Source organism: Rhodanobacter sp. FW102-FHT14D06 (genome assembly GCF_043950705.1).
In the GTDB taxonomy this organism is placed as follows: Bacteria; Pseudomonadota; Gammaproteobacteria; order Xanthomonadales; family Rhodanobacteraceae; genus Rhodanobacter.
In genome coordinates, this window is the sequence record NZ_CP170722.1 from 181,206 (window position 1) to 198,314 (window position 17,109).

General features: G+C 67.8%; 15 protein-coding genes. 8 read left to right on the forward strand and 7 right to left on the reverse strand.

The genetic code is table 11. The features are described 5' to 3' along the window. Positions 1–3: 3 nt before the first annotated feature. Positions 4–606 carry a TetR/AcrR family transcriptional regulator gene (locus tag ACFCQI_RS00990; protein WP_395119526.1) on the reverse strand — a complete coding sequence of 201 codons (603 nt, stop codon included), beginning with the start codon at positions 604–606 and terminating at the stop codon, positions 4–6. A 105-nt stretch (positions 607–711) separates the two neighbouring features. On the opposite strand from ACFCQI_RS00990, the gene ACFCQI_RS00995 reads away from it, so the two are divergent. The 3 genes from ACFCQI_RS00995 to ACFCQI_RS01005 all read left to right on the forward strand — a co-directional run bounded on the left by ACFCQI_RS00995 (position 712) and on the right by ACFCQI_RS01005 (position 3,272). Beyond that, complete coding sequence (locus tag ACFCQI_RS00995; RefSeq protein ID WP_395119527.1) at positions 712–1,509, forward strand: M48 family metallopeptidase; 798 nt, start codon at positions 712–714, stop codon at positions 1,507–1,509. Positions 1,510–1,619: 110 nt separating this feature from the next. Next, on the forward strand, positions 1,620–1,955 hold the full coding sequence (locus tag ACFCQI_RS01000; protein WP_395119528.1) for a hypothetical protein: 336 nt from the start codon (positions 1,620–1,622) through the stop codon (positions 1,953–1,955). A gap of 213 nt (positions 1,956–2,168) precedes the next feature. Then, complete coding sequence (locus ACFCQI_RS01005; protein WP_395119529.1) at positions 2,169–3,272, forward strand: Glu/Leu/Phe/Val dehydrogenase dimerization domain-containing protein; 1,104 nt, start codon at positions 2,169–2,171, stop codon at positions 3,270–3,272. A gap of 58 nt (positions 3,273–3,330) precedes the next feature. Here the strand turns inward: ACFCQI_RS01005 and ACFCQI_RS01010 are convergent, their stop codons facing one another. Further along, positions 3,331–4,776, reverse strand: coding sequence for a diguanylate cyclase domain-containing protein (locus tag ACFCQI_RS01010; protein ID WP_395119530.1), 1,446 nt, complete (start codon positions 4,774–4,776; stop codon positions 3,331–3,333). On the opposite strand from ACFCQI_RS01010, the gene ACFCQI_RS01015 reads away from it, so the two are divergent. Both ACFCQI_RS01015 and ACFCQI_RS01020 read left to right on the forward strand, forming a co-directional pair. Then, the gene (locus tag ACFCQI_RS01015) at positions 4,751–6,298 is read left to right on the forward strand and encodes a phospholipase D family protein (protein ID WP_395119531.1); all 1,548 of its coding nucleotides are present in this window, start codon (positions 4,751–4,753) and stop codon (positions 6,296–6,298) included. The genes ACFCQI_RS01010 and ACFCQI_RS01015 overlap by 26 nt on opposite strands. A gap of 63 nt (positions 6,299–6,361) precedes the next feature. Continuing rightward, positions 6,362–7,519 carry an isovaleryl-CoA dehydrogenase gene (locus ACFCQI_RS01020; protein WP_395119532.1) on the forward strand — a complete coding sequence of 386 codons (1,158 nt, stop codon included), beginning with the start codon at positions 6,362–6,364 and terminating at the stop codon, positions 7,517–7,519. Between the two features lie 362 nt (positions 7,520–7,881). On the opposite strand, the gene ACFCQI_RS01025 is transcribed toward ACFCQI_RS01020, so the two are convergent. Further along, positions 7,882–10,728, reverse strand: a complete 2,847-nt coding sequence (locus ACFCQI_RS01025) for a S8 family serine peptidase (RefSeq protein ID WP_395119533.1) — start codon at positions 10,726–10,728, stop codon at positions 7,882–7,884. A 239-nt stretch (positions 10,729–10,967) separates the two neighbouring features. On the opposite strand from ACFCQI_RS01025, the gene ACFCQI_RS01030 reads away from it, so the two are divergent. From ACFCQI_RS01030 to ACFCQI_RS01040, 3 genes are all read left to right on the forward strand, one after another. Next, complete coding sequence (locus ACFCQI_RS01030; RefSeq protein ID WP_395119534.1) at positions 10,968–12,152, forward strand: thiolase family protein; 1,185 nt, start codon at positions 10,968–10,970, stop codon at positions 12,150–12,152. Between the two features lie 157 nt (positions 12,153–12,309). Continuing rightward, positions 12,310–12,735 carry a hypothetical protein gene (locus tag ACFCQI_RS01035; RefSeq protein ID WP_395119535.1) on the forward strand — a complete coding sequence of 142 codons (426 nt, stop codon included), beginning with the start codon at positions 12,310–12,312 and terminating at the stop codon, positions 12,733–12,735. A gap of 179 nt (positions 12,736–12,914) precedes the next feature. Then, positions 12,915–14,522 carry a carboxyl transferase domain-containing protein gene (locus ACFCQI_RS01040; protein WP_395119536.1) on the forward strand — a complete coding sequence of 536 codons (1,608 nt, stop codon included), beginning with the start codon at positions 12,915–12,917 and terminating at the stop codon, positions 14,520–14,522. Positions 14,523–14,537: 15 nt separating this feature from the next. Here ACFCQI_RS01040 and cgtA read toward each other — a convergent pair whose 3' ends face one another. From cgtA to ACFCQI_RS01060, 4 genes are all read right to left on the reverse strand, one after another. Continuing rightward, positions 14,538–15,617 (reverse strand): Obg family GTPase CgtA, encoded by a 1,080-nt coding sequence (gene cgtA / locus ACFCQI_RS01045; RefSeq protein WP_395119537.1) that lies wholly within the window; start codon positions 15,615–15,617, stop codon positions 14,538–14,540. Positions 15,618–15,782: 165 nt separating this feature from the next. After that, complete coding sequence (gene rpmA / locus ACFCQI_RS01050; RefSeq protein WP_395119538.1) at positions 15,783–16,040, reverse strand: 50S ribosomal protein L27; 258 nt, start codon at positions 16,038–16,040, stop codon at positions 15,783–15,785. A gap of 19 nt (positions 16,041–16,059) precedes the next feature. Further along, positions 16,060–16,374, reverse strand: coding sequence for a 50S ribosomal protein L21 (gene rplU, locus ACFCQI_RS01055; RefSeq protein WP_395119539.1), 315 nt, complete (start codon positions 16,372–16,374; stop codon positions 16,060–16,062). Positions 16,375–16,505: 131 nt separating this feature from the next. Then, positions 16,506–17,000, reverse strand: a complete 495-nt coding sequence (locus ACFCQI_RS01060; protein ID WP_395119540.1) for a DUF2059 domain-containing protein — start codon at positions 16,998–17,000, stop codon at positions 16,506–16,508. Positions 17,001–17,109 lie beyond the last annotated feature (109 nt).

The following is a 17,109-nucleotide window of genomic DNA, read 5'->3' on the forward strand; positions in this document are numbered from 1 at the left end:
GCCTCAGGTTTGCCAGCTGCGCCACAGGCGCTCGAAGGCCGCGCGGGTGCGCTGGCCGGCTTCGTCGAACCCGAACAGCCCGGCGTCGTGGTGCAGGCCGAGCATCAGGGCGTAGATCTCGAAGGCGAGCTGGGCGACGTCGGTGTCGCTGCGCAGGTGGCCCAGTTCCACCGCCTGCGCGATCGCCTTCTGCAGTTCGTCGCGCCAGCCGGCCTGCTGCCGCACCACGCCATCGTGCAGCGCGCCGTCGCGGCCGTCGTACTCGCTGGCGGCGGACAGCAGCACGCAGCCGCTTTGGTGCTCGCGGCCCCACTCGAACCAGTGCGCCACGATCGCGCGCAGCCGCGGCAGGCCGCGCGGCTGCTTCAGCGCGGGCAGCAGCACCTGGGTCACGAAGCGCTGGCGGCCGGTGTCGAGCACGGCCAGTTGCAGGTCTTCGCGCGAGCCGAAGTGGGCGAACACGCCGCTCTTGGACATGCCCACGTCGCTGGCCAGGCCGCCGATCGACAGGCCTTCCAGCCCGTCGCGACGGGCCAGCGCATAGGCATGATCGAGGATGGTGTCGCGGGTGGCCGTGCGCTTGCCGGGGCGGGTTGCGAGTGTCATGGCGGAAAAATAGCACGACCGTTCGTTCTATATCAAATGGCACTCACACAGTCTCGGCGGACCTTGCGGCTATGCTTCACCACTGCACGCCATGGAGGATTCCGCATGAAAATCCGCAACCTGGGCATTCCGCTCGCCACCGCCCTGCTGGCCGCCTGTGTCACCTCGCCCACCGGCCGCTCGCAGCTGATGGTGGTGTCGGACAGCCAGATGAGCCAGATGGGGCTGGCCGCGTTCAACGACATGCGCAAGCAGGGCAAGTTCGTCGACGCGCCGCGCGAGCGCGCCTATGCCACCTGCGTGTCCCGCGCGCTGGTCGCGGTGCTGCCGCCGCCGTGGAATACCCAGCAGTGGGAAGTGCAGATCGTTGGTGACGACACCGCCAACGCGTTCGCCCTGCCCGGTGGCCGGATCGGCGTGAACAAGGGCATGTTCAAGCTCGCCGACAACCAGGACCAGCTGGCCGTGGTGCTCGGCCACGAGCTGTCGCACGTGGTGGCACGCCACGGCGCGGAGCGCGTGTCCGACAACATGGCGGCGCAGGCGGCGGTGGCCGCCGGCACGATCTACGCCGGTTCGCGCGGCGGCGACGCCGGCAACGCCGCCGCCCTGCTGGGCGCCGGCGCGCAACTGGGCATCCTGCTGCCGTTCTCGCGCACCCAGGAAAGCGAGGCCGATACCTTGGGCCAGCGCTACATGGCGCAGGCCGGTTTCGATCCGCGCGCGGCGGTGGTGCTGTGGCAGAAAATGGGCGCGCAGGGCGGCAGCAAGCCGCCGGCATTTCTTTCCACGCATCCCGCGCCGGGCAACCGCGCCGAGGCGCTGGGTCGGCAGGCGCAGCAGTTGCTGCCGGTCTATCAACACGCACGCGCCAGCGGCCACGCACCGGACTGCCACTTGTGAACGGCGCTTGATCGCCGCCTGAACGAGCCACGCGCGGCGGGTCAACTGCCCGCCGCGCATCCCGTTTTCCATCCTGCCTGCCGCCTGACGCGGCGCCGACGGAGAACGCGATGTTGCGCAGCCCACTCAAGTTTGCCCTGCTGGCCGGTTTCGGCCTGAGCCTTGCCGGCGCGCTGTATGCGCCGCCCGCCACCGCGCACACCAGGGTCGCGGTGGGCGTGAGCATCGGCGTGGCGCCGCCGCCGGCCCGCTTCGAACGCGTCCCGCCGCCACGCCGCGGCTACGTCTGGGCGCCCGGTTACTGGCGCTGGAACGCGCCCGCGCATCGTCATGTCTGGGTCGGCGGCTACTGGGTGCGGATGCGTCCGGGCTACCACTACCGACCGGCGCATTGGGTCCGTCACGGCCACGATTGGCGCTTCCGGCGCGGCTACTGGGGCCGCTGAGGGCGGCGGCCCGCGGCGCTCCATCCGCAGCCGGCTTGACGCGCCGCACCATCGCCGCAGGGGACGACGTACTAAACTTGGCGTTTTGACTGATCGCCCCGGCCCTGGTCGGGGCGATCGATTTCGTCCCTTACCACCATCGAGCGGGCCGCGTGCCCGCACCTTAGTCGGCGAGGCCTGCGGGCAACGTCAATCCATGGAGTCACCGTCGCAATGATTTTTGAAACCATCGCCAAGACCGGCCACGAAGAAGTCGTGTTCTGCCACAACGCCGACGCCGGCCTGAAGGCCATCGTCGCGATCCACAACACGGTGCTGGGCCCCGCGCTCGGCGGCCTGCGCATGTGGCCGTACAAGTCCGAGGCCGAAGCGGTGAACGACGTGCTGCGCCTGTCGCGCGGCATGACCTACAAGAACGCCGTGGCCGGCCTGAACCTGGGCGGCGGCAAGGCGGTGATCATCGGCGATCCGAGCAAGGACAAGTCCGAGGCGCTGTTCCGCTCGTTCGGCCGCTTCATCAACTCGTTGAACGGCCGCTACATCACCGCCGAGGACGTCGGCATCGACGTCAACGACATGGAATACGTGTTCCGCGAAACCGAGTACGTAACCGGCGTGCACCAGGTGCACGGCGGCTCGGGCGATCCCTCGCCGTTCACCGCCTACGGCACGCTGCAGGGCCTGATGGCCACGCTGCAGTTCAAGCACGGCAACGAGGACGTGGGCAAGTACAGCTTCGCGGTGCAGGGCTGCGGCCACGTCGGCGGCGAGTACATCAAGCTGCTGCGCGAACAGGGCGCCAAGGTGTTCGTCACCGACATCAACAAGGAAGCGGTGCAGCGCTGCGTCGACGAGCTGGGCTGCGAGGCGGTGGGCCTGGACGAAATCTACGACGTCGACGCCGACGTCTATTCGCCGTGCGCGCTGGGCGGCACGCTGAACGAGCAGACCATCAACCGCATCAAGGCGAAGATCATCTGCGGCCCGGCCAACAACCAGCTGGCCACCGACGAGATCGGCGACGAGCTGAACCGCCGCGGCGTGCTGTACGCGCCGGACTACGCGGTCAACGCCGGCGGCGTGATGAACGTGTCGCTGGAGATCGACGGCTACAACCGCGAGCGCGCGATGCGCATGATGCGCACGATCTACTACAACCTCGGGCGCATCTTCGAGATCAGCAAGTCGCAGGGCGTGCCGACCTACCTGGCCGCCGACCGCATGGCCGAAGAGCGCATCGCCGCGATCGGCAAGATCAAGCTGCCGCACATGGGCAACGGCGGCACCCGCTTCCAGGGCCGCATGCGCGGTCAGTGATCCCGACGGTTGCGCAAGACAAGGGCCGCGTCGCGAGGCGCGGCCTTTTTCATGGCAATCACGCCAGGCAGACGCCGTTGCGGCCGGCGTGCTTGGCCGCGTACATCTGCTGGTCGGCGCGGGCGACGGCTTCCATGAAACCCTCGCCGCGGCGATATTGGGTCACGCCGGCGGAAAAGCTGAAGGGCTGGCCCTCCGCTGCCCGCAATCCGCGCACGCCCCGGAGCAGACGATCGACCGTGGCGAGCGCGTCGACCCCGGCGCTGTCCGGCATCAGCACGAGAAACTCCTCGCCGCCCCAGCGGGCCACCATGTCCGAGCCGCGCAGCAGGTCGCGCACCGTATCCGCGAATGCGCGCAGAACGCGGTCGCCGCCGGCGTGGCCGAGCGTGTCGTTGATTTCCTTGAAGTGATTCAGATCGATCAGCGCCACCGAAAAGATCGTGCCGCTGCGCTCGGCGCGTGCCTGTTCCTGGGCCAGGCGATCCTGCGCGTGGCGGCGGTTGGCGAGTCCGGTGAGTTCGTCGTAGGCGGCGAGCCGCTGCACTTCCTCCAGTGCGCTGGCCAGCGCCACGCGCTGTTCGCGCAGGTTGGAACGCAGGCGCGAGAGCCGCGACGCCACGTACGAAATCACCGGCAGCACGATCAGCAGCATGCCAAGGGCGGAAATGTCGTCGAGCATTTCCGGCGAGTCCAGCGACCACCCGATGGCGGGCGCGCGCTGCCACTCCATCACCGCGATGCTGACCAGAAAGCTTGCCAGCGCAAAGATGGTGAGCCGGGCGATGCGCTGCCACGGCAGCGAGAACGCGCCGAAGGTGAAGACCAGCAGCAGCGGGCACAATGCCAGGTGGCGCGCGCTGCCGGCGGACATGTAGGCATAGTCCACGGCCACGATCGCCAGCACGGTCTGCCATTCGGTGAGCGCCGGATCGGCAAAGCGCAAGCTGAAGCCGCTGCGCAACGCGGCGTAGATGAGCCCCTGCCCGATCGCCTCGATCACGCCCAGGATCAGCAGGTTTTCCCAGCTCATCCAGCCCAGGAAAACGCCGCCTGCAAAGAACAGCGCGCAGCCCGCGGTGGCCACGCAGGCGATCAGCCACTGGCGCAGCCGGATGCGCTGGTGTCGCTCCGACCCCAGGATGATCTTGTCCAACCGCTGCATCAACGTTGTCACCTGGGCCTTGCCACCTCTTGTCGCCGGGGCAGACATGGGGTGCACCATGGGCAACTGTGCCCATGGACAACCTGCAAGGCGGCCCGAACTCTGACGGTTGCCCGCCGTCGTCTTGCGACACGGCAACGGCCGGGGCGGCGAAAACTTTAGCCGGTCCCCGCGCAGCACTCGGTGAAGGCCGCCTGGCGGCGCTCCCGCGGCCGTTGCGTGGGCACGCCAGACTGTCCATCCCCCTTCCGGCTTTGCGTATGCGCGGCGGTCAACGAATAATCGGGTACGGGAGGTGCCACGGATGCGCAGGATGATGATCTGGCTGGGTTGCGGCATGTTCGCGCTGGTGCTGCTGATGGTCAGCGGGCTGTTGCTCGCCGATCGGCTGACCCCGCGCGCCACCGGTGCCCCGAGCAGCGCGTTGCCGACGCAGCCGGCGCAGACCCCGATCGATCGCGAACTGGCCCCGTACCTGGCCGCGCACCCCGGCGAGACCGCGGCGACCCTGCTGCCCGACGGCCTGGACGCGTTCGCCGCGCGCGCAGCCTCCGCGCGCCTGGCCGGGCGCAGCCTGGACCTGCAGTACTACATGTGGCACGACGACCTGGTCGGCCACCTGCTGGCGCGCGAGGTGTACGCCGCGGCGGAGCGTGGCGTGCGCGTGCGCCTGCTGCTCGACGACATCAACACCAAGGGCCTCGACCCGGCGCTGCTGGCGCTGGACGCGCACCCGAACATCGAGGTGCGCCTGTACAACCCGTTCCGCAACCGCAGCGGCGTGTGGCGATTGCTGGAGATGGTGCAGCGTTTCTTCAGCGTCAACCACCGCATGCACAACAAGGCGTGGATCGCCGACGGCCGCGTCGCGCTGGTCGGGGGGCGCAACATCGGCGACGAGTACTTCGACGCCAACCGCAGCGTGAATTTCCGCGACCTCGACATGCTCCTGCTCGGTCCGGCCGTGGCCGACGCCAGCGCGATCTTCGACGACTTCTGGAACTCCAGCGCCGCGGTGCCGATCGAGGCTCTGAACCCGCAGACACCGGAAAATCTGCACAGGCTGGTGGCCGCGCTCGCCCACGAGTCCGCCGACGCGGCCGCGCAGGTCTACCTTGGCCGCGTCGCCGCCTCGCCTTCGGCGCAGCGCCTGACCAACCACGAGCTGGTGCCGCACTGGAGCGCGAACATCACCGTGGCATCCGATCCGCCGCAGAAGACAAAAGGCGCCGACCGCCGCGGCTGGCTGCAGCCACGGCTGGCCGCGCATCTCGACGGCATGCATCGCGAGGTACTGCTGATCTCGCCCTACTTTGTCCCCGGCAAGCAAGGCACGGCGACCCTGCTCGGTCTGGCACACGGCGGCACCCGCGTCGGCGTGGTCACCAACTCGCTGGCCGCCAACGACGTGCCGGCCGTACACAGCGGCTACGAGCGCTATCGCGATCGGTTGCTGGATGGCGGCGTGAGCCTGTTCGAGATCCGTCGCCACGGCCCGGTCGCCACCCACGGCCTGTTCGGCAGCAGCGGCGCCAGCCTGCACACCAAGGCATTCGTGATCGACGGCGCGCGCGGCTTCGTCGGATCGTTCAACCTCGACCCGCGCTCGGCCAACCTCAACACCGAGATGGGCGTGCTGTTCGACGACCCCGGCCTGGCCCGCGACCTGCGCCAGGAATACCTGCGGCTGGCCGCGCCGGTGCTCAGCTACGCGGTGCGCCGCGGCGCGGATGGCTCGACACAGTGGCTGGACCGCAGCACGCAGCCGCCGCAGGTGCTGGAGCACGAGCCCGACACCAGCTGGTGGCTGCGCACGACCACCCGCGCGATCAGCTGGCTGCCGATCGAATCGCAGCTGTAGGGACGCACGGGCCAGGCGGTGCCGCGTGCGCTAAAATCAGCAGCTCGCACCCAAGGAACCACCATGCGCCCGTTCCCGCTCGGAGAAGACATCGACCTGTTGCGCGAATCCGTGCATGCGTTCGCGGAGAAGGAGATCGCCCCGCGCGCCGACCGCATCGACCGCGACAACCTGTTCCCCGCCGACCTGTGGAAGAAGTTCGGCGAGATGGGGCTGCTCGGCGTGACCATTCCTGCCGAATACGGCGGCAGCGGCATGGGGTTCCTCGCGCACATGGTGGCGATGGAGGAGATCTCGCGCGCTTCCGGTTCGGTGGGCCTGTCCTACGGCGCGCACTCCAATCTCGCCGTGCAGAACATCTTCCACAACGGCAACGAGGCGCAGCGGCGCAAGTACATCCCGAAGCTGTGTTCGGGCGAGTACGTCGGCGCGCTGGCGATGAGCGAGCCGGGCGCCGGTTCGGACGTGGTCGGTTCGATGAGCTGCAAGGCCGAGAAGAAGGGCGACGCCTGGGTCGCCAACGGCAACAAGATGTGGATCACCAACGGCCCGGACGCCGACGTGCTGCTGGTCTACATGCGCACCGCGCCGCGCGTCGCCGGCAGCCGCTGCATGACCGCCTTCATCGTCGAGAAAGGCATGAAGGGCTTCCACACCGCGCAGAAGCTGGACAAGCTGGGCATGCGCGGCTCCAACACCTGCGAGCTGGTGTTCGAGGATTGCGCGATCCCCGAGGAGAACATCGTCGGCGAGGTCAACGAGGGTGTACGCGTGCTGATGAGCGGCCTGGACACCGAGCGGTTGGTGCTCTCCGGCGGCCCGATCGGATTGATGCAGGCATCGCTGGACCTTGCCCTGCCCTACGTGCGCGAGCGCAAGCAGTTCAACGCGCCGATCGGCACGTTCGGCGTGATGCAGGCGAAGATCGCCGACATGTACACGCGGCTGCAGTCCTCGCGCGGCTTTGCCTACATGGTCGCGCAGCAGTTCGACAACGGCGTCAAGTCGCGCATCGACCCGGCCGCGTGCCTGCTCAACGCCTCGGTCAACGCGGTGCAGGTGGCGCTGGAGGCCATCCAGACCCTCGGCGGCAACGGCTACATCAACGAGTTCCCCGCCGGGCGCCTGCTGCGCGACGCCAAGCTGTACGAGATCGGCGCCGGCACCAACGAGATCCGCCGCATGCTGATCGGCCGCGAACTCTTCCACGGCAAGGCATGAACCATATGCGCCGACAAAGGCATCGGCGCCGGCACATCGAACCGAATTCCGCCGCATGCTGATCGGCCGCGAACTGTTCCACGGCGAGGCATGAACCACATGCGCCGACAAAGGCATCGGCGCCGGCACATCGAACCGAATCCCGCCGCATGCTGATCGGCCGCGAACTGTTCCACGGCGAGGCATGAACCACATGCGCCGACAAAGGCATCGGCGCCGGCACATCGAACCGAATCCCGCCGCATGCTGATCGGCCGCGAGCTGTTCCACGGCAAGGCATGAAGCAAGGCGCCGAGGGAAGGCGCCAGACATGAAAAGGCCCGCACGACGCGGGCCTTTTCATCACGCATGACTCGCGCGTTTCAGAACGTCCAGTTGAAGCTGATGGTGCCGGTCTGACCCTGCTGGTGCTGGCCGGCGTAGCGGTCGTAACCCAACTGCAGGCTGGCCGCCGGGCTCATTTGCCAGTCCAGCGTGGTGCCAAGCACGCTGCCGTAGCGCGCCAGCCCGATGCCGCCGACCGGGGCAAACTGGTTGACGCCGCTGAAGCTGGCGTCGACCCACTCGCCACGCAGGCCGAAACTCTGCTGCCACAGCAGGCGCGTGCGCAGGCTGAGGCTGCCGCCATGCGCCAGCGCCCACGTGCGCGTGGCGCGCACGCCCAGGCCGGCCTGCCACAGGGCGGTGGTCTGCGCTCCCGACTTCAGTCCGAAGCCATAGGCGCCGACTTCGTTGAAGCCATCGCGTTGCAGCTGGGCGTACTGCATGTCGACGTACGGCGTCAGCTCGGTGCGACCCAGCGCAAGGCGGTAACCGCTCTCGCCATAAGCCACGCCGTAGCGGCCATTGACGTTGCTGGCCACGCCGGTGACCTGGTTGCCCAGTTGCACCTGGCGACGCATCATCTCGCGATAGCTGCCAAGCCCGAAGCGGCCCATGGTGTACCACGAGCCGTGGATGATGCCGCCGTACAGCATGCCTTCCAGCGCGTGGCTGCGGCCCTGGTCGGCACTGCCGGCCAGCCGGCCCAGCCCCTCGCTCTGGCTGATCGCGTAACCAGCCACCGCATTGCCGCCGCCGAACCGGTAATCCTGGCCGACCAGCCAGCCACTGAGATCGACGCCGACGTTGCTGTAGCCGCTGCGCGACAGGTCGCCGTGATAGCCGAGGTTCTGCGTCCAGCCACCGGGCTGCGGGTTGTCGACCAGCGTATCGAAACGATCCGACAACGCGCGCGTGCCGGCGTTGATCGCCTCCAGCGTCATCGCGGCACTGGCCGCGTGCAGTTGGCCGGACAGGCTCTCCAGCGAATTCTGCAGCGCCGGGATGCCCTGCGTGTGCTGCAGGTTGCCGGCGCCCTCGATGAAGCCCAGCGATGCCGGCGCGATCCCCGACGGCGCCGCCGGACCCAGTTGGGTGTTGATCTGGTCGAATGCCGTCTGCACGCGCTGGGCCGCACCGTAGGACGCGGCGGTATAGCCCATCCCCTGCACGGCCGTGGCTTGCACCTGGGTCACGTTGAGCCAGGCGTTGTTGCCGTCGTAATTGAGCGTGGCGGTGAGCAAGGTGACGTTGGATGCCTTGTTCAGCGCACTGAACGTCCCGGTGAGGCCGCCGGTCGCGGTGAGCACGTCGGTGTGCGTGTTGACCGTGTAGCCGGAGTCGTAGCCGGTGACGTACAGGTCGCCGCCGTTGAGCGTGGCGGTGCCGGTCACGCGCAATGCCGAACCCAGCGAAAGCGCCAGTCGCCCGCTGCTCTGCTGGGTGTAGTTCCCAGCCACGTTGACGTCGCCGCCGGCCACGGCCAGCACGCCGGCATTGCCCACGTTGCCGCCGATATCGTGGGTCTGGCTCAGCGTGCCGGCGGTGCCGATGTTGACGCTGCCGCCCAGCGACTTCGCCGTGAGCGTGCCGCCCAGCACCTGGGTCATGCCGGTGTAGCTGGCCGCCTGGGTCAGGTTTAGCGTGCCGGTGCCTTGCTTGATCAGGCCGCCCGCGCCGGAGATCGGGTTGTTCCAGTTGGAGCTGCCGGTGAAGCTGACGGTGACGTCGCCCCAGTTGAACTTCGCCGGGCCGTCGACCGCCCGCCCGACGTTCAACGCGCCGTAGCCGAAGACCGGGTCCGGGCCGGCAGCGCCGAGATCGTCGGCGGTGCCGAGCAGGGTCTGCCGCACCAGATCATTGGTGAAGTACGGGAACGCCTGCCACACCACGGCTGCGGCGCCGGAGATTTCCGGTGCAGCGAACGAGGTGCCCTTGACGATCCAGTAATCCGGGCTCGTCGTGCTGGCCGTTGCATCCTTGTCCAGCACGATCACGTCGCCCGGCGCGGCCAGGCAGTAGTCCATCGCCTTGCCGCAGGCGTTGGAATAACTGGCCAGCTGAGTCGGGTGCAGGCTGTCCAGCGCCACCGCGACCAGCCAGCCCTGCTCCAGATCGGGCGACAGCGTGGGCAAGGCGGCGATGTCGCTGGGATCAGTCCTGGATTCGTTGCCCGCGGCGAACACCACCAGGCCGCCGTGCTGCACCACGAAGGGTCGATAAGCGGCAGCGAAAGCCTGGTTGATCGAGGCGTCGGTGGTATCCCAGTAGATGCCGCCCCATGAATTGTTCATCACCTGCACGCCGGCATTGATCAGCGCCGGGTTCAGGGTCTGCGCGAAAAAGTCCGCGTCGGCGGCGGTGACCTTGTTGCCCTGGCCCGAACCGTCGTCGGTCGGCTCGGTGTCGCTGATGATGCGCGCCGATACCAGTTTGGCCCCGGGGGCGATGCCGCCCGGGAACTTGTCGAAAGCCGCGCCGGCGGCAATCTCCGATACCCAGGTGCCGTGCCCGACCACGTCGTCGATGGAGGTGTTGTTGAGCGTCGGGTCGACGTAGATCAGCTCCTGCGTGACCCGACCGGCCACGGTCGGATTGCTGCGCATGATGCCGCTGTCGACGATGCCCAAGGTGATGCCGGCGCCGGTGAAGCCCTTGCTGTGTGCGGCATAGGTGTTGGTGAGGCCGAGCTGGGCGTCGATCGGCGGCTGATCGGCCGGCGGCGGTGCCGGTGGTGGTGCCGGCGGCGGAGCGGGTGGCGGCCCGGATGGAGTGACCGGCGGCGCCTTGACCATGCCGCCGCCACCGCCGCAAGCACCCAGTGCAAACGCCAAGGCCGTCACCAAGGCGACGTTGCGTCGACGCATTCCCGCCACAGTCCTGCTCATGTTCCTTCTCCCGTCTCGTTCAGCACGCCGACCGCCAACGCTCGATCGCGGCAGTAGTATCCCCCCGGATCGGCGTATCTTCGCACAACAAATGTCATGAAAAACGCGCCGATATGTGCGCTTCGTCTACTGCCGGGGCCATTTGCCGTTGCCGGGAGCGCACTGCGATAATCCAGAGGTTCATTCCGGGCATTTGGCCCGTCGATTGCCACCTTTCAGTACCCCAGCGGAGTGTCATCATGTCGGACGTAAGCATCGTCATCACCGGTTCCAGGCGCACCGCCATCGGCTCCTTCCTCGGCCAGTTCACCGGCGTGCCCACCCCGAAGCTCGGCGCCACCGCGATCCGCGCGGCGCTGAAGCAGTCCGGCGTGGCGCCGGCCGAGGTCAGCGAGGTGATCATGGGCTGCGTGCTGCCGGCCAACCTGGGCCAGGCCCCCGCGCGCCAGGCGGCGCTGGCCGCCGATCTGCCGGCCGGCACCGGCTGCACCACGATCAACAAGGTGTGCGGCTCGGGCATGAAGGCGATCATGCTCGGCCACGACCTGATCAAGGCCGGCTCGGCCAGCGTGGTGGTGGCCGGCGGCATGGAGTCGATGACCAACGCACCGCACATGGTGCAGGCGCGTACCGGCATCCGCTACGGCGATGGCCAACTGGTCGACCACATGGCCTGGGACGGCCTGACCAACCCCTACGACGGCAAGTCGATGGGGGTGTTCGCCGAATCCTGCGCCGACAAGTACCACTTCACCCGCGAGGAACAGGACGCCTACGCGATCGAATCGGTCAATCGCGCCAAGGCAGCCCAGGCGAGCGGTGCGTTCGCCGACGAAATCGTCCCGGTCACGGTCAGCGGTCGCAAGGGTGACGTGCTGGTCGACACCGACGAGCAGCCCGGCCGCTCCGACATCGCCAAGGTGCCCACGCTCAAGCCCGCGTTCCGCAAGGAGAACGGCACCGTCACCGCCGCCAGCTCGTCCAGCATCTCCGACGGCGCTGCCGCGGTGGTGCTGATGTCCGCCGACGATGCGGCCAGCCGCGGGTTGAAACCGCTGGCCCGCATCGTGGCCCATGCCACCCATTCGCAGGAGCCGGAATGGTTCACCACCGCGCCGGTCGGTGCGATCCGCAAGGTGCTTGAAAAAGCCGGCTGGAAGGTCGAGGACGTCGACCTGTGGGAGATCAACGAGGCATTCGCGGTAGTGGCGATGACGCCGATGAAGGAGCTGGGCATTGCGCACGACAAGCTCAACGTCAACGGCGGCGCCTGCGCGCTCGGCCACCCGATCGGCGCCAGCGGTGCGCGACTGGTGGTGACGTTGATCAACGCCTTGAAAACGCGGGGATTGCGTCGCGGCGTCGCCTCGCTGTGCATCGGCGGCGGCGAGGCGACGGCGATTGCGGTGGAGTGCACCGACTGACACGACAAGGCGCCGTCCATCCCGCCGCCTTCACCTGACGCTTGCGTAAATCGTTTTGCCGGCAAGGCCCGCAGCACCATGAAAGATGTGGCGCAATGCCGGCGAAAGCGCTATTAATACACGGCCAAACGGCATTCCACGGCAAAGGAGATCACCCATGAAGTTTACGCGTACCCTACTCGCCGCCGCGCTCGTCGCGCTGTTGGCGGCATGCAGCAACGGCGCGCAGGATTCCGCGCAGGACGCCCAGAAGTCGGCGGACACGGCGCAGCAGGCGGCAGACCAGGCGCAGCAGGCTGCTTCGGAGGCCCCGAACACGGCCACCGAACAGGCTGCCGGCCAGGCCGCCACCGCCGCTTCCGCTGCGGGCGAGGCGGCCACCCAGGCTGCCGGCGCCGCCAGCGCCGCTTCCGCGATGGCTCCGGCCGCTGCCGGCACCTCGCATGACGCGATGTCGATGGCGAAGGATGCCGCCAGCAACGCGGCCGACGCGGCCAGCAACGCTGCCGACGCCGCCAAGAGCGCTGCCAGCAACGCGAAGGACGCCGCCGAGAAAGCCAAGGACGCCGCGAAGGGTCACTGATCCCCAGCTGGCTCTCGGCAACAGAAAAAACGGTCGCCTCGTGCGGCCGTTTTTTTTGCCCTTGATAACCAAGCCGCCTTGCCTTGCGCCGGCCACCTTCCGTTTTGGGGGGCACGCCGCCGCCGGTTATGATCCAGAGTTTGGCAACCCGCCGTTTCCCGCTTCCCGTGAATCCCTCCATGAATGTTTTCGCGACCCAGATCGACCCCCGCTCACCCGAGTTCCAGGGCAGCACGACCCAGTTGCGCGCCATGGTCGACGACCTGCACCGCGAACTGGCGCGCAACGCCGAGGGCGGCGGCGCGAAGGCACGCGAGAGGCACGTCGCCCGCGGCAAGCTGCTGCCGCGCGAGCGCATCCGCGCCCTGCTTGATCCCGGTTCGCCCTTCCTCGAACTGTCGCCGCTGGCCGCACACGGCATGTACGACGACGCCGCGCCCGGCGCAGGCATCGTCACCGGCATCGGCCGCGTGCACGGCGTCGAGGTGGTGGTGGTCGCCAATGACGCCACCGTCAAGGGCGGCACCTATTTCCCGATGACGGTGAAGAAGCACCTGCGCGCGCAGGAAGTGGCTCTGGAAAACCGCCTGCCCTGCATCTACCTGGTCGACTCCGGCGGTGCGTTCCTGCCACTGCAGGACGAGGTGTTCCCGGACAAGGAGCACTTCGGGCGGATCTTCTACAACCAGGCGCGGATGTCGTCGCTCAACATCCCGCAGATCGCGGTGGTGATGGGCTCATGCACCGCCGGCGGCGCCTACGTGCCGGCAATGAGCGACGAGACGATCATCGTGCGCGAGCAGGGCACCATCTTCCTCGGCGGCCCGCCGCTGGTGAAGGCGGCCACCGGCGAGGTGGTGGACGCCGAGACGCTGGGTGGCGCGGACGTCCATACGTCCATTTCCGGCGTGGCCGACCACTTTGCCGAGAACGACGCGCACGCGCTGTCGATCGCACGCGACATCGTGGCCCACCTCAACCGGAAGAAGGACATGCCGCTGGCGCTGCGCACACCGGTCGAGCCGAAGTATCCGGCCGAGGAACTGTACGGCGTGATCCCGCAGGACACCCGCCGCCCGTTCGACATCCGCGAGGTGATCGCGCGCATCGTCGACGGCTCGGAGTTCCATGAGTTCAAGGCGCGCTACGGCAAGACCCTGGTGTGCGGCTTCGCGCACATCCACGGCTACCCGGTGGGCATCGTCGCCAACAACGGCATCCTGTTCGCCGAGAGCGCGCTCAAGGGCGCGCACTTCATCGAGCTGTGCAACCAGCGCAACGTGCCGCTGGTGTTTTTGCAGAACATCACCGGCTTCATGGTCGGCAAAAAATACGAGCAGGCCGGCATCGCCAAGGACGGCGCGAAGATGGTCACCGCGGTCGCCTGCTCGCACGTGCCGAAATTCACCGTGGTGATCGGCGGCAGCTTCGGTGCCGGCAACTACGCGATGTGCGGCCGGGCCTACGGGGCCCGCTTCCTGTGGATGTGGCCGAACGCGCGCATCTCGGTGATGGGCGGCGAACAGGCCGCGAGCGTGCTCGCCACGGTGAAGCGCGACGGCATCGAGGCCAAGGGCGGCGAGTGGTCGGCCGAGGAGGAGGAAGCGTTCAAGGCGCCGTTGCGCGAGCAGTACGAACGCCAGGGCCACCCGTATTACGCCAGCGCGCGGCTGTGGGACGACGGCATCATCGACCCGGCCGATACCCGGCGGGTGCTGGGACTGGCGATCTCCGCCTCGATGAATGCACCGATCGAGCCGCAGCGCTATGGCGTGTTCCGCATGTAGCCAGGCGGACCGCCCTCAATCGCCGGCTTTTTCGCCGCGCAGGCGCACGTCGTCGGCAAGCATCTCGGTGCGTTCGGCTTCGGCTTCGCGTTGCGACTCGAAGAAGCGCTGCACCTGCTGGCACACTGCCATGGTGTTTTCACGCGCGATCGCCGAGACCAGGAACCACGGCTGGGTCCAGCCCAGCTTGTCGACGATACCTTGCGCCACGGCCTGGCGTTCGCCCTCCGGCAGCACGTCGGCCTTGTTGAGCACCAGCCAGCGCGGGCGCTCGAGCAACTCCGGATTGAACTTCTGCAGCTCCTGCTCGATCGCGCGGACCTGATCGGCCACGTCGGCGCCGTCGATCGGCGCGATGTCGACGATGTGCAGCAGCAGGCTGGTGCGCGCCACGTGGCGCAGGAACTGGATGCCCAGCCCCGCCCCCTCGGAAGCGCCCTCGATCAGGCCGGGGATGTCGGCGATCACGAAACTCTGGTCGGTACCCAGGCTGACCACGCCAAGATTCGGGTGCAAGGTGGTGAACGGATAGTCTGCCACCCGCGGGGTCGCCGCCGACACCGCGCGGATGAAGGTGGATTTGCCCGCATTCGGGAACCCCAGCAGGCCCACGTCGGCCAGCAGGCGCAGTTCGAGTTTCAGCTCGCGCACCTCGCCCGGCGTCCCTGGCGTGGCCTTGCGCGGGGCGCGGTTCACCGAACTCTTGAAATGGATGTTGCCCAGCCCGCCCTTGCCGCCTTGCGCCACCAGCATGCGCTGGCCGTGGGCCGTCAGGTCGCCGATCACCTCGTCGGTGTCGACGTTGGTGACCATGGTGCCTACCGGCACTCGGATCGTGGTGTCCTCGCCGCCCTTGCCGTACATCTGGCTGCCCATGCCGTTCTCGCCGCGCTGCGCCTTGAAGCTGCGCTGGTGGCGAAAGTCGATCAGGGTGTTCAGGCCCTCGTCGGCCACCAGCCACACCGACCCGCCCGAGCCGCCGTCGCCGCCGTCGGGGCCGCCGAACGGAATGAACTTCTCCCGCCGGAAACTGATGCAGCCATTGCCACCGTCACCGGCCAGGACCTTGATTTGCGCTTCGTCGACGAATTTCATGGGATAGGGCCGGGAATGGAGAATCGGGAGTCGGAAATCGGAAGAGCAGGCAACCAGGGCATGGTACGAGGCCGGCGGCAGGCCCGCCTTTGCCATCCCGATTCCCGGCGGTACAAAACAAAAACCCCGCCGAAGCGGGGCCTTCGTTGCCGCGTCGCGGAGAGCTTACGCCTGCACGACGTCGACGAAACGGCGGTTCTTGTCGCCGCGGACAGCGAACTGGACCTTGCCGTCGACCAGCGCGAACAGCGTATGGTCGCGACCCAGGCCGACGCCATTGCCCGGATGGAACTGGGTGCCGCGCTGGCGCACGATGATGTTGCCGGCTTCGATGGCCTGGCCACCGTAGACCTTGACGCCGAGGTATTTCGGGTTCGAATCGCGACCGTTGCGGCTGGAACCTACGCCTTTTTTATGTGCCATGACTCAATGCTCCAGGTGCTCAGGCGTTGATGCCCGTGATCTCGATTTCGGTGAAATGCTGCCGATGGCCCTGCTGACGCTTGTAGTGCTTGCGGCGGCGGAACTTGATGATGCGGATCTTGTCGGCACGGCCGTGCTTGCGCACGGTGGCGCTGACGGTGGCGCCCTCGACGACCGGCGCACCGATGGTGACCGACTCGCCGGTGCCGACCAGCAACACCTGGTCGAAGCTCACGCTGGCGCCTTCATCGGCAGTCAACAGCTCCACGCGCAGCACGTCACCCTGCTGCACACGGTACTGCTTGCCACCGGTCTTGATGACTGCATAACTCATGGGAATGCCCTTCTGTCGTTATTCTCTTGGGTATCGCCAAGGCCCTGCGGGTCTGGCGAACCGCGGATTATAGCGATGGCAACACGGCCTGGTCAAATAGTGAGCAGGCCCACTGAACGCCCGCCCGGCGCTCAGTGGGCCACGGCCGGCGACGGCGCGGTGCCGCTGGCGGCGGGGCTGGCCGGGCAGCGGCCGGTGGCGTCCAGCGTACCCTTCTGCTGCAACTCCCGGATCATCTGTTCGCCGCGCTCGTGCCCCCATTGCTGGCCGACCTTCATGCCCTCGGCCATCGTCTGCGGCATCTGGGTGATCACCTTCTGGCCCAGCGCGGACTTGTAGAACTTCAGCAGGCCGGCCACATCGGCGGCGGTGAAGTGCTGCTGGTAGACCGGAACCATCCTGTCCAGCAGCTGCTCGGTGCCGGCCGCGTCGATGAAGCCCTGCCAGTAGGACGCCGGCACGCAGGGCACGGCCTGGCCCATTACGCCGGCCATCTGCGTGTTCATCTGGCTGAACATCTGGCTCAGGTGCATCACCTCGAACAGCTGGCGTACCTGCCTGGCGCTGGGTTGCGCCGCCATCGCCACGCCGCTCGCGCCCCATGCCAACACGGCCGCAGCCGCCATTCCTGCCCATCGGTGCATGCCGGTTCCCGGTCGAGTGGAACCGCCATTTAGCCACAGCCGCCGCGTCGGGGGAAAGCACGGCGCGGCTCCTGTCGAGTGAACTATCCAA